The sequence below is a fragment of the Mesorhizobium sp. M0292 genome, assembly GCF_040321695.1.
In the GTDB taxonomy this organism is placed as follows: domain Bacteria; phylum Pseudomonadota; class Alphaproteobacteria; order Rhizobiales; family Rhizobiaceae; genus Mesorhizobium.
In genome coordinates, this window is record NZ_JAMYSB010000008.1 from 63585 (window position 1) to 79280 (window position 15696).

General features: G+C 61.5%; 13 protein-coding genes and 2 pseudogenes. 9 read left to right on the top strand and 6 right to left on the bottom strand.

The annotated features are described in order from the left end of the window. Positions 1-97 precede the first annotated feature (97 nt). Together NKI96_RS14710 and NKI96_RS14715 are read right to left on the bottom strand one after the other, a co-directional pair. Positions 98-460 (bottom strand): annotated as a pseudogene (locus NKI96_RS14710) (hypothetical protein); the annotation flags it as partial. A gap of 33 nt (positions 461-493) precedes the next feature. Beyond that, on the bottom strand, positions 494-1378 hold the full coding sequence (locus tag NKI96_RS14715) for a LysR substrate-binding domain-containing protein (protein WP_023669029.1): 885 nt from the start codon (positions 1376-1378) through the stop codon (positions 494-496). Between the two features lie 103 nt (positions 1379-1481). Between NKI96_RS14715 and NKI96_RS14720 the strand changes: the two genes are divergently transcribed. From NKI96_RS14720 to NKI96_RS14750, 7 genes are read left to right on the top strand one after another with little or no spacing between them, the layout of a single operon-like run. After that, positions 1482-2690, top strand: a complete 1209-nt coding sequence (locus tag NKI96_RS14720; protein WP_023820718.1) for a trans-sulfuration enzyme family protein — start codon at positions 1482-1484, stop codon at positions 2688-2690. A 27-nt stretch (positions 2691-2717) separates the two neighbouring features. After that, the gene (locus NKI96_RS14725; RefSeq protein ID WP_245260522.1) at positions 2718-4313 is read left to right on the top strand and encodes an ABC transporter substrate-binding protein; all 1596 of its coding nucleotides are present in this window, start codon (positions 2718-2720) and stop codon (positions 4311-4313) included. An 8-nt stretch (positions 4314-4321) separates the two neighbouring features. After that, positions 4322-5263, top strand: coding sequence for an ABC transporter permease (locus NKI96_RS14730; RefSeq protein WP_023820720.1), 942 nt, complete (start codon positions 4322-4324; stop codon positions 5261-5263). Then, positions 5260-6150, top strand: a complete 891-nt coding sequence (locus NKI96_RS14735) for an ABC transporter permease (protein ID WP_023820721.1) — start codon at positions 5260-5262, stop codon at positions 6148-6150. The genes NKI96_RS14730 and NKI96_RS14735 overlap by 4 nt, the downstream gene beginning before the upstream one ends. Continuing rightward, positions 6150-7151, top strand: coding sequence for an ABC transporter ATP-binding protein (locus NKI96_RS14740; protein WP_023820722.1), 1002 nt, complete (start codon positions 6150-6152; stop codon positions 7149-7151). Before NKI96_RS14735 ends, NKI96_RS14740 begins: the two co-directional genes overlap by 1 nt. Then, positions 7151-8197: an ABC transporter ATP-binding protein gene (locus NKI96_RS14745; protein WP_023669023.1), complete on the top strand. Its 1047-nt coding sequence runs from the start codon at positions 7151-7153 to the stop codon at positions 8195-8197. Before NKI96_RS14740 ends, NKI96_RS14745 begins: the two co-directional genes overlap by 1 nt. Before the next feature lie 31 nt (positions 8198-8228). Then, positions 8229-9644 (top strand): amidase, encoded by a 1416-nt coding sequence (locus NKI96_RS14750; RefSeq protein ID WP_031197795.1) that lies wholly within the window; start codon positions 8229-8231, stop codon positions 9642-9644. 168 nt (positions 9645-9812) lie between these two features. Here NKI96_RS14750 and NKI96_RS14755 read toward each other — a convergent pair whose 3' ends face one another. After that, positions 9813-10874: a site-specific integrase gene (locus NKI96_RS14755; protein WP_023820724.1), complete on the bottom strand. Its 1062-nt coding sequence runs from the start codon at positions 10872-10874 to the stop codon at positions 9813-9815. A 115-nt stretch (positions 10875-10989) separates the two neighbouring features. Between NKI96_RS14755 and dusA the strand changes: the two genes are divergently transcribed. Next, complete coding sequence (gene dusA, locus NKI96_RS14760) at positions 10990-11985, top strand: tRNA dihydrouridine(20/20a) synthase DusA (protein ID WP_352804957.1); 996 nt, start codon at positions 10990-10992, stop codon at positions 11983-11985. Positions 11986-11990: 5 nt separating this feature from the next. Here dusA and NKI96_RS14765 read toward each other — a convergent pair whose 3' ends face one another. Together NKI96_RS14765 and NKI96_RS14770 are read right to left on the bottom strand one after the other, a co-directional pair. Continuing rightward, positions 11991-12695 (bottom strand): TIGR02281 family clan AA aspartic protease, encoded by a 705-nt coding sequence (locus NKI96_RS14765; protein ID WP_023736600.1) that lies wholly within the window; start codon positions 12693-12695, stop codon positions 11991-11993. Positions 12696-12708: 13 nt separating this feature from the next. Beyond that, a complete protein-coding gene (locus NKI96_RS14770; RefSeq protein ID WP_023824914.1) occupies positions 12709-12942 on the bottom strand; it encodes a DUF1289 domain-containing protein in 234 nt (77 codons plus the stop codon). A 187-nt stretch (positions 12943-13129) separates the two neighbouring features. On the opposite strand from NKI96_RS14770, the pseudogene NKI96_RS14775 reads away from it, so the two are divergent. After that, positions 13130-14128 (top strand): annotated as a pseudogene (locus tag NKI96_RS14775) (nicotinate-nucleotide--dimethylbenzimidazole phosphoribosyltransferase). A gap of 9 nt (positions 14129-14137) precedes the next feature. On the opposite strand, the gene NKI96_RS14780 reads toward NKI96_RS14775, so the two are convergent. Next, entirely contained in the window at positions 14138-15661 is a 1524-nt protein-coding gene (locus NKI96_RS14780) for a sensor histidine kinase (protein WP_352804960.1), read from the bottom strand. Positions 15662-15696 lie beyond the last annotated feature (35 nt).

Sequence of the window (15696 nt, forward strand, 5' to 3'; positions counted from 1 at the left end):
GGAACGTGGCGGGGGCAGGGTCACGAAACGCTACATAAAGCAGTTCAGGCGCGGCACCGCCCAGCAATGAAGGTGGAAGCGCATTGGGCGGGAGGGCGGAAGTTGGTTTTGAGCGAGCCTTGTTATGCTGCCGGCTGAATGGGTGCCTCACCAGCAGGCTGACCAGATCTCGCGGCTCGTCGGGATCGGCAAGCAGGTCGAGCTCCTCGTAGAGGCCAGTCGCTTGTAGCTTGTCGCGCACGTATCGCAGTGCCGAAATATCCTCGATGGCTAACCCGACGGAATCGAACAGCGTGATCTGCTGACGTCCCGGCGGCCTTGCGCCCTGGCGTCCCGGAATTCGGTCACCGGGACAGTTGGAGTCCAGCTACTGGATCTCGCACTCGATGCGTGTCTGTGGTGGGAATTCGACGAAAATGTCGGAGCCCAGCAGGATGTCGCGGTGCAGTTCAGTCTGACCGAAACCTTAAGCTTCGACGTTGATCGCGCTCATCTACACCCCGGAGGACCCCTTTAACAGCTCTTCTATAAAATCAGCCACAATTCTCGAAGGCTCCCTTTGAGGCGGAAGCAACAGAAGCGTCCGAAAGTGAATTGCTGGCTCGAACGGCACGATCATCATTCCCCGACCGAGGAAGGGGTCCGCCGTAATCGGATTGACCATGCCGCAGCCAAGACCAGCCTCGACCATCGCCGCGATCGTCGTCGAATAAGGGGTCTCCAAGACAATTTTTGGCTTCACCCCATGCTCCGCGAAGATCGCCTCCGCCTCTCGCCTTGTCGTGTCCTCCGGCGCGAGTGCGACGAAGTTTTCATCGTGGAGGTCTCTTGGATAGATAACTGCTCTGCCCTGCAAACGGTGGCCCGGAGGCAGGGCAATGGCAACCTGATAGCTGGCAAAGGGCCGAGCGATGACGCCTGCGAGATCGATCTCGTCCGCCGCCACACCGACGTCGAACTGGCCGGAAGCAACCAACTCCTTGACCGAGGACGACATCCGCGCTTGGAACGTTATAGCCACCTGCGGGTGGCGCTTCTGGAACGAGCGCATGACTTTTGGCATGACGTTAGTGCTTAACGCCGACAGGCTTGCCACTCTTATTTCGCCCGACCCGAAGTCTCTTATACGCGCAGCCGCACTCTTGAGATGGATCAGGCCGGAAAACGAGGTTTCAACCTCTCGGAAGAAGAGCCGCCCTTCCGCAGTTGGGCTCATGCGCCCCTTAGCGCGATTGAACAGCGCAAAACCAACGGTGCGCTCCAGCTCCTGAACCGCCTTGCTCACGGCCGGCTGTGAGATGCGCAGGACCTCGGCCGCACGTGTCGTCGTGCCGTTTGTCATCAGGGCGTGGAAGACTTCGATCTGCCTCAGGTTCATCCGACCCTATAACCTCCGCGAATAGTAAACCGTAATCTTGATATTAGACCGCATAATGAGGAGTGTGCTTAAACAATCGCCATGTCCAGGGGGTGGCGAGAGAATGAACGACTTTACTGAAGTGGTGCTGACCCCGAAGGTTAGGAATGAGGGCTTCGATCCGCTTGGAACTGCGGTCCACAGAGCCTCGACGATCGTGTTCGAGAATGCGGAGGCATACGCCAACCGCGCGCAGCGCGGGCCTGAAGGATATTCCTACGGCTTGTACGGCACGCCGACGACGCGCACGCTCGAACAAAAGCTTACCAAGCTCGAAGGAGGCGTCCGGACGTTCCTCGCCCCTTCTGGCCAAGCGGCCAACTCGGTAGCGATGCTTTCTTTCCTGAAGGCTGGCGACAACATCCTCGTTGTAGACACGTCCTACCCGCCCGTCAGGGACTTCGCCAACCAGGACCTGGCACGCTTCCAGATAGAGACGAGGTACTTCGATCCATCCACGATCGATGATCTCGAAAGCAAGATCGACGAGCGCACCGCGATTGTCTGGTGCGAGTCTCCTGGTTCGACGAGCATGGACGTCCAGGACATACCAGCCATTGTGGCGGTGGCCCGGCGCCGCGGCATTCTCGTCGGATGCGACAACACTTGGGCGACGCCGCTGAACTTCAAGCCGATCCTGCACGGCGTCCATATCGTCACAGAGGCGTTGACCAAATACATCTCCGGGCACTCCGACATACTGATGGGATCGATTACGATCGCCCGTCCCGAACACGAGGCTGTGGTCAAGGGTTTCATGGGACGCTTTGGGATAGGCGTCTCGCCGGACGACGCGGCCCTCGTCCTGCGCGGCATGGAGACACTCGGCATCCGGATGCAGCGCTCGTTCGAAAGCGCGCGGACCTTGGTCGAACAGATCGAACGGCATCCGTTGGTAGACCGCGTGCTGTGGCCGCCACTCGCCCATTCGCCTGGTCATGAGTTCTGGAAACGCGACTTCGTTGGAGCGAGCGGCGTATTCGGCGTGCTGTTCAAGGACGCCTGCACCCGACATGTCTCACCAGCGCTCGACGTCTTGACGACGTTCGCCATCGGCGCCTCCTGGGGAGGCACCCGCAGTCTCGTCGCACCGATGCCCGTCCGGCAGAACAGAACGGCGACAGAATGGCTCGCGTCCGACCTCGTGCTGCGCATCAGTGTCGGGATCGAGGCGCTTGAGGATTTGCAGGCGGACGTCGCTCGCTTGCTCGAAGACATATCTGTTCGGACCGCACAAGATCGGTCCGGCACGGGAGCTCGCTCCTACGGGTAGTCAAATCAAAAACAAGGGGAATCGAACATGGACAGCAGCAAATTCATAGCAATTCACAGGCGGTCGTTTCTGACAGGCTTGTCCGGCATGATCGGCATCGCCGCCGGCGGCTCATTCTTTCCGAGCATGGTCGCGGCCGCGGCTGAAAATGATACGCTTAGGATCGCCATCTCTGTGGCCCCCGGCGACTTGGACCCCCACAAATTCAAGGGGCTCTACGCGGTCCAGGACATGGTGTTCGAACCACTCGTCACATACTCCTATGACGGAAAAATTGAACCTGGACTGGCGACCGCTTGGTCCATCGAGAATGAGGGCAAGCTCCTGCGCCTGACGCTCAGAGAGCGGGTGGTCTTCCATGACGGGACACCCTTCGACGCCACCGCGGCCAAGTGGAACCTGGGGCGCTGGATGGGGCAGGCTGACAACAACTGGATGAACTGCTCCAGGCTCTTCGTGGACGCCACCGTCGTCGACGACAGTCATATCGATATTCGCTTCAAGGAGCCCGTTCTTGGGCTGCTGCAAGAATTGGCCTATGTCCGCCCCGGTCGTTTCCTCAGCCCGAAATCGGTCGCGGCTGACGGGAGCTACAAGGCTCCGGTCGGGACCGGTCCGTGGCGTGAAATCAGCGCGGATAACTCGGGCAGCGTCTTCGAGCGGTTCGACCGCTATTGGGGCGAGAAGCCCAAGTTCTCGAAAGTCCAGTTGAAGGTGCTCCCCGACTCGCGTGGCCGTATGGCTGCGCTCCGAGCCGGCGATATCGACCTAATGGGTGGGGCCTTCGTATCGCCGATCACCGCGATCGAGGCCCAGACCTTGAAGCAGGCGGGGCTAGACGTCGTTGTGGAACCCGGTTCGACGACGATGATCATGGCATTCAATCCCGACCGGGCTCCAGCTCTCAAGGAAGTCGCAGTCCGGAAGGCCATCGATATCGGCATAGACCGGGCAGCAATTTCAAAGGTACTTTATCGCGGGATGGCAGCGACGTCGGCCAATCTCTTCGCCGAATCCGTTCCACTTGCCGGAAAGCGCTATGAGGTTCCCCAGATCGACGTCGAAGGCGCTAAGGCGCTTTTGGAAAAAGCGGGATGGGTCGGCAGTCCTGTGAGAGAGAAGGAGGGTACTCCGCTCGCTCTCGAAATCGTCGTCAGCGAAGAACAAATTCCCGGATCGAGATCCGTCGCCGAGGTGCTTCAGGCGGAACTGCAGGAGATCGGCATTCAGCTTACGATCCGCTCGGTGGACCATGCCTCGCGACACAGCGATATTCCCGAGCGCAAGTTCGACCTTGCTTTCTTCCAGACATACGGCGCCCCTTACGAGCCTTTCGCCACAATCGTCGGTCTTTTCCTGTCTACCTACGACAACGGGGTCGACGGCAAGCTGTTCGTCGACGCCGAGCGGCTCGATCCGCTCGTGACCGCGACGATGTCGGCGTTGGACCCAAACATGGAAGCCAACGTCCAGAAGGTTTACGATTGGCTGCACGACAACGTCGCCATCGCTCCACTGCTTTACGTGCCAGGTATCTGGGCGCACTCCAGCCGCGTCAAAGACTTCAAGGCCCCAGCAACGGAGTACGACATGCCTTACGAAAACATCAGCCTGAGCGAATAGGAGACGCCGTGTTCTTCTTCATCGCAAAGAGAGCCCGGAACGCGCTCATTCTGCTTTTTCTGGCTTCCGTCTTGTGCTTCTCGCTGGTGGTGTCAGCCCCAGGCAACATCGCTATCTTGATTGCGGAGCTTCGCACCCCAACGGCGACCAAGGCAGACATTGCCAAGGTCGCCGAGGAAATCGGCCTGAACAAGCCATTGCTCATTCGATACACGGACTGGCTTGGCAATGCCGCTCACGGCAACTTCGGTATCTCCTACAAGACTGGGGAGGACGTTGGAACATCTCTTCGGAGCCGGTTATCGGTTACCGCTACGCTGGTCGCCGGCGGAGCCATGGTCGCCCTCGTGTTCAGTTTGCTCATAGGATTTCTCGGGGCCTTGTGGGCACACAGAATGCCCGACCACATTGCACGCGGACTGGCGTTGTTCGGTGCATCCACGCCCTCGTTCTTCGTCGGTGCGCTTCTGGTCTATGCTTTCTCAGTGTCGTTCAAGATATTTCCGACATTCGGCTACGACGGTTTTCGCAGCTTCATATTGCCATGGCTCACAATAGCGATGCTGCCTGCCGCTGTCCTCAGCCGCGTCGTCCGAGTCGGCCTTGAGGAGGCCATGGCGCGTCCTTTCGTCCTCACCGCGATGAGCAAAGGATTCAAACGTGAGCGGATACTCGTGCGCGACGCTTTGCCCAACATCGCGCCGACCTACCTTAATGCGCTCGGAACTCAGATAGGTCTCATGGTCGTGGGCGCCGTCGTGGTAGAGCCGCTGTTCGCTTGGCAAGGGGTAGCAGAGCTGTTCCTGACCGGGATCCGGTTCCGCGACTTCATGGTGGTGCAGGCCTGTCTCCTGATCTTCATAACCTTCTTCATTATCCTGAATGTGATCGTGGACGTCCTGATGATGCTCACCGATCCGCGGATGCGCCGGCAAAGGAGCGGATCATGAACATAGTAGGCAAATTGGCAGAGCCGATAAGAAAACTGCCGCGCGCATCCGTCATCACCATTGGCGCTTTCGTATTCATCGGCGTGTTCGCACCGCTGCTCACACCTCACGCGCCGAACGCCCAGAACCTGCTGCTCGCAGGCGAAGGCCCAACCATGACACACTGGCTGGGCGCCGACCACCTTGGACGGGACACGCTCAGCAGGCTGATAACCGCTGCCCGGACCTCACTTGTCGGCGTCTGTCTCGTGCTCGTCATCGCCCACACGATAGGAACCACCATCGGTACGGTCGCCGGATATCGACGCGGCTGGACGGACGAGATCCTGATGCGCATTGTCGACGTCGGTCTCGCTATCCCCAGCCTTATCATTTCGCTCGCGGTCATCGGCGTATTCGGGGCCAGCTACTGGAACATGATCCTCGCCTTGGCGCTGGCTTGGTGGCCGGGTAGCGCTCGCGTCAGCCGCGCGGTGGCCGTGAGCGTCATGAACAAGCCCCAGATGGAGGCGCTGCGCGTCCTTGGTGCAAGCCCTATGCGGATCTACTTCGTCCATCTTCTTCCAACGACGCTCGGCGCCGTCCTTGTCTATGCCACGGCAGACGCGGGCGCAGTAGCTCTGGCGATTGCCACTCTGAGCTTTCTCGGCCTCGGCATCCAACCGCCAACTCCGGAATGGGGGCAGATGCTGGTCGATGCGCTTCCCTATCTGGAAACGGATCCACGGCAGGTTGTTCTCCCGGGTCTTGCCCTTACGCTGGCCGTGATTGGATTCAATATCCTGGGTGAAGCAGTCGCGCTGAACCGCGTGCCGACCCCGCTCACCAACAAGATGCTTGTCGCGCGTCGGCGCGCCACGGCGCTCTGGGCAAAGGAGTCGATCTGATGCCCGCTCAAACCGTACTGGACGTGAGAAACCTGACTGTCGATCTCTTAACTGGCCATGGGGCGGTCCGTCCGGTCGATGGCGTCAGCTATTCGATACGACGCGGGGAGACGTTGGCTGTCGTAGGAGAGAGCGGCAGCGGCAAGACCGTGATGAACTTCGCTCCTCTCGGTCTGATGCCGCTTGGTGTGAAAGCGGACGTTTCGGGCTCAGTGGTCTTCGACGGCACCGAGCTGGTCGGAGCCTCCGAGGACAAAATCAGACGCCTCCGTGGAAAATCGATAGGCTTCATTTTTCAGGACCCGATGAGTGCACTGAACCCCGCAAGAGGGGTGGGGCGGCAAATCGCGGAGATGGCTGAGTTCCACTTGGGCATGTCGGCAACTGCCGCCGAAGCAAGGGCGCTAGACCTTCTTAAATTGGTCGACATATCCGACCCGGCGGCGCGACTAAGGCAGTATCCTCACGAACTGTCCGGTGGCCTCAGGCAGCGCGTGATGATTGCAATTGCCATCGCGGCCGAACCCAAGCTCCTGATTGCGGACGAGCCGACCACCGCGCTCGACGTCACCGTTCAGGCCCAGATCCTGCGCCTGCTCAAGAACATTCAGTCAAAGCTTAAAATGGCGATGGTTCTCATTACTCACGACATGGGCGTCGTCGCAGGATCGGCAGACCGAGTGGTCGTCATGTACGCGGGCCGGAACGCGGAAACCGGTCCCGTCGAAAAGGTTCTGGTTTCCCCGCATCATCCCTACACGATGGGGCTGATCGACGCCATCCCGCGGCGTGAAGACGCGATCGGGGCACCCTTCCGGGGACTCCCCGGCGTGCCGCCTATGCTCGCGGCGCCTATTGTCGGGTGTGCTTTTGAGCCGCGCTGCGTTCATTCGGTCCAAAGCTGCAAATCGCATCGGCCTAAGCTCGTCGAGACGCTCGGCCCTTCGGTCTTCGCCGCGTGTCCTGTGATCAACGACCACCTCTTGGAGAGAGTAAGCTGATGGCTGTTCTCGAAGTCGAAAACCTTGTGACCAGCTTTCCCAGCGCGATGAGGGGCAAGACCATCAAGGCCGTAAACGACGTGTCAATCACGTTGAACGCGGGCGAAATCGTCGGCCTCGTCGGCGAGTCCGGCTGCGGTAAGTCGACACTTGGCCGATCCATCGTGGGGCTGGAGAACCCTCAGTCGGGTAGAGTGATCTTCGACGGCGTCGATCTCGGATCCCTCTCGGGCAGACGCCTTAGGGAAGTGCGCCGTGCCGTCCAATACGTGTTCCAGGACCCCTACGCCTCGTTGAACGATCGACAGACCGTTGGCGAAGCAATCGCAGAGGCTCTGATCATCAAAGGGATGCGCTCGAAGGAACAACGTGCGGCGCGTACGACGGAGCTGTTGGACCAGGTCGGACTGGCGACCCAGGTCAGGGACCGGTTCACCCGAGAGCTGTCCGGTGGACAGCGTCAACGTGTGGCAATCGCGAGGTCACTTGCCGTGGAACCGCGGGTGCTGATCTGCGACGAGCCCGTTAGCGCGCTCGATCTTTCGATCAGGGCGCAAGTGATGAATTTGTTCATGGGACTGCGCAGGGACCTTGGCGTCGCCTGTTTGTTCATCGCTCACGACCTCGGCCTCGTTCGACAGGCTTCGTCGCGTGTTTACGTCATGTACCTTGGTCGGATCGTCGAGATGGGAAGGTCTGAGGACGTCTACAACCATCCGAGCCACCCCTACACGCAGTTGCTCCTGGCATCGGTTCCAGTAGCCGATCCCATTGAGGAGAGAAATCGGAAGGTCCCGCTGCTCGTAGGAGAGATACCGAGCCCGACCAATCCTCCTTCGGGATGCGCGTTTCGGACGCGTTGTCCACTAGCTGTCGCCGACTGTGCGACAGCACTCCCGCCTCAGATCGAGGTCAGTGCCGGTCACCGGGCGGCGTGCGTGCTCGCGGAAAAGGTCTTCCGTGGAGAACGCAGTGCTCTCAACGTCCCGCCTGAATCCGGAAGAATGCCCGGGCAAGTGCGTCTGATGACTGCCCCCGCCCTCTGAAAGTAATCATTCAAGATCGAGTCGCACCTGCATGAGTCTGTCACCGGACATCGCCCTGCTGTCGCTTGCGGAACTGTCCCGCAGACTTCGCGCGAGGGAAATATCTCCCCTTGAACTCACGAAGACGTACCTCGACAGAATCGCTGCGCTGGACCAGAGACTTCACAGCTTCAACTCGCTGCGAACTGAAAGCGCGTTGCAGGAGGCATCGGCGGCGGAGCAGGCGCTCATGCGCGGGGACTGGCTAGGCCCGCTGCACGGCGTGCCCATTGGCATCAAGGACCTGATCGATGTCGCGGGACTGCCGACCACGGCGCAGGCTGTTCACAGACGCGACGCGATCGCCAGCGAGGATGCAGGCGTCGTCGCGTCCTTGAAGCGGGCCGGCGCGATTATCCTCGGGAAGCAAGCAACCACCGAATACGCGGTGTCCGGGACGCAGTTCGATCTTGGCTGGCCGCCCGCCCGCAACCCGTGGAACCTCGATCTCGACCCATCGTCGTCATCGAGCGGCTCGGCGATTGCGGTTGCGGCGGGTTTGTGCGCCGGATCGGTGGGGACGGAGACCGCAGGCTCCATACGAGATCCTGCCGCGTGGTGTGGGGTCGCAGGTCTCAAGCCGACCGACGCGCTGGTAAGCCGAAAGGGCGTACTTCCGCTGTCACGATCAATGGATTGCGTCGGTCCGCTAGCCTGGACGGTCGAGGACTGCGCCCTGATGATAGCGTCGATGGTGTCGACGGATAGTGACGATCTTTTGCTTAGAGGTTTCAAGAGCCCTGATATCTCAAGGATAGGAGAAGGGATCCGAGGTCTGCGCGTCGGCGTCATAAGGCAATTCTACGAGGGCGATCCCGACGTCGATCAGGACGTGCTCGACGCGATGGAGAATACGCTCACCGTCGTGCAGGATCTTGGCGGCCGTGTTTCCTCCGTCAAATTGGCGGATTTCGGCCTGTATGGTTCTGTCGCAAGAAACATTACCTGGCCGGAGGAATACGCCGAACATCGGACGGAGCTCGATGCCTATCCAGAACGGTTTCACCCTGTCAGCCGCTCCCGCCTGCAGGACGGGAGGACCGTTTCGGCGGCCGACTATATCGATGCCCGCCTTCGGCAGAAGGCGCTGACTGAAGCCCTAGCCGGCATTATGGAGGACGTCGACGTCCTTGTCCTGCCGACGATGAAGACGCCCGCTCAGATCCTAGGTTATGAGATGACGGAGATGGGCGAGATGGAACTTTCGCTCAGCCGGCCTTTCAACCTTACTGGTAGCCCGGCGCTTGCGATCTGCAACGGCTTTACCGCGACGGGACTTCCGATCTCGATGCAGATCGTGGGCCGCAAGTTTGAGGACGACACAGTGCTGAGGGCGGGACACTCCGTGGAGCAGGCGCTGGGACTTCGATCCAGGAGGCCGGTGGTGGCGACAGAAAATCCCGGGTGAGACCCGCCAAAGCACAGCCAGCCGAAACGCGTCGATCTCATGGCGCCTTCGGACCTATGTGCAGAGCAATCTCCCGAAGGCGGTGCACTCGGTCAATGCCACGCTCGTTTTGTAACAGCTTACAAGGCAAAAAGCCTGGCGGAGATGCCAGTCAACCCGAGCCGCGGACTACGCTGCCCTCGCAGCTTGGAGAGTGTGCAGCATCTCCGGCTTGAGATGCGTATACCGCCGCAACATCTTCCAATCCTTGTGACCCGTGACCAAAGCTACCTGTTCGATCGTGAATCCAGCTTCGAAGAGGCGGCTTGTTCCTTCATGCCGCAAGTCGTGAAAGTGAAGGTCGTCGATGGCCAGGTCAGCGCATCCTCGACGAAAGGCGGTGCCGACCGACCTATGATTGAAGGGGAAAATTCGATCATCGTCATTGCTTCGCTTGGCCAGTCGGTCCTTGACAATGGCCCATGCGTCGTACCCAGTTGCCGCGAACAAGGGTATGCGTTGATTGTTCCCGTTTTTGTTTCGTGGGTCTTTCCGGTCACGGATGAGAAGCATCCGCGTGCGGGCGTCCATGTCGGACCACCGCGCCTTGCAGATTTCCTCCTGGCGCATCGCCGTTGCGACGGCGAAACGTATTATCTGACCAACCGGCGCTATTTGACGAGGATTTGCATCGAAGTGGGCGATGAGTCTGTCGAGTTCATCCTGGGTCGGCCTCCTGTCGCGCTGATTGCCTTTACCAACGAGGCCAAGCCTCTTTAGGGCAATACGCGCGAGATCAACCGGTTCGACCTTGACGGGCAGGCCGTGCACCGCAGCGGCATGAGCCAGTATGAGTTTTACAAAGCCGATGTCCATGCCGAGCGTCATCGGTCCGGCACCTTGGGCGGCCCGGTCGCGCCCAAAACGAATGAGCCGTTCGCGATCGAGAGCCGCGATGTTGCACTTCCCCAGATGTCTTTGGAGCATATCGAGAGCCGCGGCCTTGGAGCGGCGAGGGGACTTGCCTACATCACACATGTCGCCGATATGAAGGTCGATGAGTTCACCGAAAGTTTTCAGGCGGGCTATACGGGACTTGGTCGGCGTCTCACCACGATCGACTTGGCGCTCGGCTTCGGTTGCCCAGCGCCGTGCGTCGTCTCGGCGTAGGAAGGTCTCGCTGACGTAGCGACCCTTGCGACGGACTTGGACGCGCCAGGAACCGGACGAGAGTTTTGTGTAGGTGGCCATTTTTTTGTGTGCGCTCTGTGTGCACTGAGAGATCGAAACGTGGCGAAAAGGGTCGTATTCTGGCGCAAATTCGTGTGCACTCGGTAGGTTCTAACGATTTGATGTTAAAGAAAAAATGTTGAAAAATCAAGAGCATAGACTGGCCATTGCACCGATGATGGACTGGACCGACCGGCATTGCCGGTTCTTCCACCGCCAGCTGACGCGGCGTGCGCTGCTCTACACCGAAATGGTGGTGGCGGACGCCGTCATCCATGGTACGCGCGAGCGGCTGCTTGGTTTTGACGAGACCGAACATCCGGTGGCACTGCAACTCGGTGGCTCCGATGCGCAAAAGCTGGCCGAGGCGGCGCGCATCGGCGAGGGCTTCGGTTACGACGAGATCAATCTCAATGTCGGCTGTCCGTCCGACCGCGTCCAGTCCGGCACGTTCGGCGCCTGCCTGATGAAAGTGCCTGACCTCGTCGCCGATTGTGTGGCGGCGATGAAGGCGGCGGTGAAAATCCCGGTGACGGTCAAATGCCGCATCGGCGTCGACGAGCAGGATCCGGAGCCCGCGCTCGACGCGCTGGCCGACGGCGTTTTCGCGGCCGGCGCCGACGCGCTGTGGGTGCATGCGCGCAAGGCCTGGCTGGAGGGTCTGAGCCCGAAGGAAAATCGCGACATCCCGCCGCTCGACTATGACAGGGTCTATCGCCTCAAGGCGGGAAAATCGAACAAATTCATCGGCATCAATGGCGGCGTTCAATCGCTCGAAGAGGCGGCTCGCCACCTCGATCATGTCGATGGCGCCATGCTTGGCCGCGCCGCCTATCACACGCCAGGCATCCTGGCCGGCATCGACGCGGCATTCTACGGCGGCAAGGCCGGCGCCTACGATTTTGCCGCGCTGATCGACGCGATGGCCGACTATGCGGCGCGGCATATCGAGCAGGGCGGGCGGCTCGGCCACGTCACCCGCCACATGGTCGGGCTGTTCCACGGCCTGCCGGGCGCGCGCCGCTTCCGGCAGATACTGTCCACCGACGCGACGAAACCCGGCGCCGGACCGGATGTGCTGAAGGCAGCGTTCGCTGCCGTCGATTTCGACCGTGTTGAAAAGGCCGCTTAAGCAGTTCAGTCGCGCAGAATCATCCGGTTGCCGCGCACGTCGAAACCCGACAGCGAACCGATGAAATTCATGCCGAGCAGGCTCTGGCTGAGCGCGCCGGGCGCGGCGACCATGACTTGCATGTTCCTGCGCACGATGCCGCCGATCGCCAGTTCGTCGGTGCGCACCGAAGCGGCGCGCGCCATGCCATTGGCGGTCGAGACCGGGACGGTGAAGCTCAGCGCTGCCGGATTGAAGCCGGCCGCCTGCGCGTCTTCGGCGGTGAGCACTGTACTGGTCGCGCCGGTATCGACGACGGTGCGGATCGGCGCGCCGTTGATCGTGATGCGGGCCTCGAAATGGCCGCTGTCGGCCTTGTCCAGGGTCACGGTGGCATGGCCGTCCTCGACGCCGAGCTCCAGCGGGCTGCCGGGAACGAGGCCCGCCGTCACCCGGCTGGCGAAATCCTGCAACTCGTAGCGGTACTGGTAGCCGGCGACGAGCGCCAGCACGATCAGGGCCCACGTGCCGAGATTGCGGGCCATGACGCCGAGCGGCCTGCCGGACCGGACAAGGCCGGCGCTGACGAGCAAGCCGATCGCCCCCAGCCAGACCAGACGGCTGAAATCGTAATTCTCGATGCCGAACGTGCTGCCGGCGTCGTTGTTGATCATCAGCAGCACCAGCCCGAGGCCGATTGCCGCCATCACGATCCAGAACAGTCGGTTCATTGGACCTGCCGCCTCAAGAGAGGACGTCGCGCTCGCGCGCCATGCGGCTGCGGCGTGTTTCCCGGCGCGGCCTGCGCTCGACCGTTTCCAATCGGGCCGGCAACTCGGCCATGACGCTGCGGCGTACCTCCGGCGTCATCCCCATCCAGGCGCCGATTTCATCGCGCGTGCGGCCACAGCCGAAGCAGAAGCCGGTTTTCATGTCGATCGAACAGACCAGGATGCACGGGGATTCGATGGCCGTCATGACTTTCTCTTGAAGGTTCCGTCCGGAATCCCTCGTTCCATCTCCACATGGTGCAACGGCAAAGCCAATGCAAGCCCTTCGGAATGCGGCGCGGGCAACCGCTTTCGCGCCAATGTCGAGGGGAGTTGTGCCGGCCGGGCAAGGCGGTTATGCCGCTGATCAACCACAGGGAATGATCAGGACCGACATGACCAGCGCGCTGCCCTTCGACGACTTTCGCAATCTGGTGGCGTGCCTGCCGCCTGCCTAAACCGGCCCGGAAAACCCGGGCCCCACCGTGTTTTCCAAGGCCGACAAGCCGAAAGCCTCGCTTGGCCGCATCGAGGACATCGCCGCCTGGCTTGCTGCCTGGAGCGGGCGCGCCCCGCCGGCGGTGAACCGGCCCCTGGTGGCGATCTTCGCCGGCAACCATGGCGTGACCCGCCACGGCATCTCGCCGCGCCCTGTCGCTGCGACCGCAAACGCCGTTGAGCTGTGCGCCGCCGGCGGTGCGGCAATCAACCAGATTTGCGTCGCCTACAATCTTGGCCTCAAGGTGTTCGACCTGGCGCTGCACATTGCGACCGCCGACATCACCGAGGACGCCGCCCTCGACGAACGCGGCTGCGCCGCCACCATGGCCTTCGGCATGGAAGCCATCGCCGGTGGCGCCGATCTGATTTGCCTTGGCGATCTCGGCGTCGGCAACTCCACCGTTGCGGCGGCCTTGTGCGCCGCCCTGTTCGGCGGCAGCGGCGCCGACTGGGTCGGCCCCGGCTCCGGTGCCGACGCGGCCATGCAGGCGCGCAAGGCTGATGTAGTCGATGCAGCCGTCGCCTTCCATGGTGCGGCTCTGAAGGACCCGTTGGAAGCACTGCGCCGGGTCGGTGGCCGCGAATTTGCGGCCATTGCCGGCGCCATCCTCGCCGCCCGGATGCAAAAAATCCCGGTGCTGCTCGACGGCTTCGCCGCGACCGCTGCCGCTGCCGTGCTGCATGCCGCCAACCCGGGTGCGCTCGACCATTGCCTGCTGGCCAGCCAGTCGCCCGAACCCGGCCAAAGGCTTGCCGCCGAGCGGCTCGGCCTCAGGCCGCTGTTCGATCTCGGCATCAGCCACGGCGAAGGGGTAGGGGCCGCCCTTGCCGCCGGTCTGGTCAAGGCGGCGGCGCTTACCAGTTCGGGCATGGCGGCGGCGGTCAAAGCCTAGAACAAGCTGTCAACGTCGGCGGGCCGCCGCCACGGTCTTGGTTGGCAGCGCCGGCAGTTCCTCCATCACTCGGGCGAGCGGGAAAATGGCGATTGCCTCGGTGCCTTCGCGCAATTTCGACTGAAGTTCGAATTCGCCGCCATGCATGGCGAGCAGGCCCTGCACGATCGGCAGTCCGAGCCCGGTGCCCTGTTCGGCGCTCTTGATGGCGATCGAGCCCTGGCCGAAGGCGGACAGCACGATCGGGATTTCGTCTTCCGGTATGCCCGGCCCGTTATCCTTGACCGAAATGTACTGGCCGCCGCCCGCCGTCCAGCCGACGCGCACGCGAACTTCGCCGCCGGTGGCGGTGAATTTGATGGCGTTGGACAGGAGGTTGAGCGTGATCTGCCGCACCGCGCGCTCGTCGGCGAACAGCCGCGGCAGGGCACTTTCGAAATCCTGCACAATGCGGATGTCCTTGTTGCGCGCCTTCAATTCCATCATGTGGCAGCAATCTTCGGCGATGTTGAGCAGCATCACCGGCTCTTCGTTGAGCTGATAGCGGCCGGCCTCGATGCGCGACAGATCGAGGATTTCGTTGATCAGGTCGAGCAGATGCTGGCCGGAATCGTGCACGTCGCGGGCATAGTCGCGATAGGTCGGGTTGCTCATAGGCCCGAGCACTTCATTGGCCATCACCTCGGAAAACCCGAGAATGGCGTTGAGGGGCGTCCTCAGCTCATGGCTCATCGAAGCAAGGAAGCGCGACTTCGCCAGATTGGCGTCTTCGGCCCGCCGACGAGCTTCGTCCGACATCGATTTCGCGGTCTCCACCTCGGCGAGCAGCGCATCCTTTTCGGAGCGGAAGGACAGAAGTATCAGCGACGAGCGGTTGAGATGGCGCGCGATGTAGGCAAAGAACGGCAATGCCGCGACCAGCAGGGCGACCATGATCGTCCCGACCGGCACCCAAAATTTCGTTTCGGCATAGGCATAGACCGCCACCGGAACGACGAAGGTGGCAAGCAGCGAGCCGCGCAAGGACGACGCCATGATAGCGGTCGTCGCCATGGCCAGCAGCAGCACCACCGCCTTGGCCACCTGGAACTGGTCGATCTGGCAGGTGGCGCAGCCGAGCCATGCGAACCACGCCCAGCCGAGGCCGCACAGCGAATGTCCGATCAGGAAATCCCTGCGGGTGTGAACAGGATTGAGCTCGGCGGCTTCGGTGCGCTCGACGCGGCGCGCCATGAAGGCGACGATCGAATAGCAGATCAGGGTGAACAGCGCCCAGACGCTGATCTGTTTGTCCACACCGGCCAGCAGCCCGGCCGCCGCGACCGCCAACACCAGCAGTGGGATGACGGCTGCGCCGCGCACCATGGTCCCGGCATGCAGCTTCAGCAGTTCACGGTCGAAGTCGAGATTGCCAACCTGCTGCGAAAGACGGTCGCGCGTCTTGCGCACCGCGCGCGCCACATCGCTGTTGCGGTGCGGTTTCCGGCGGTCCACAATGAATTTATCCGCTGTGTTCGAGCGTAGCAGAGGCATGGAAACTTCGATTTATGCGCGCAGCGATCTCAATT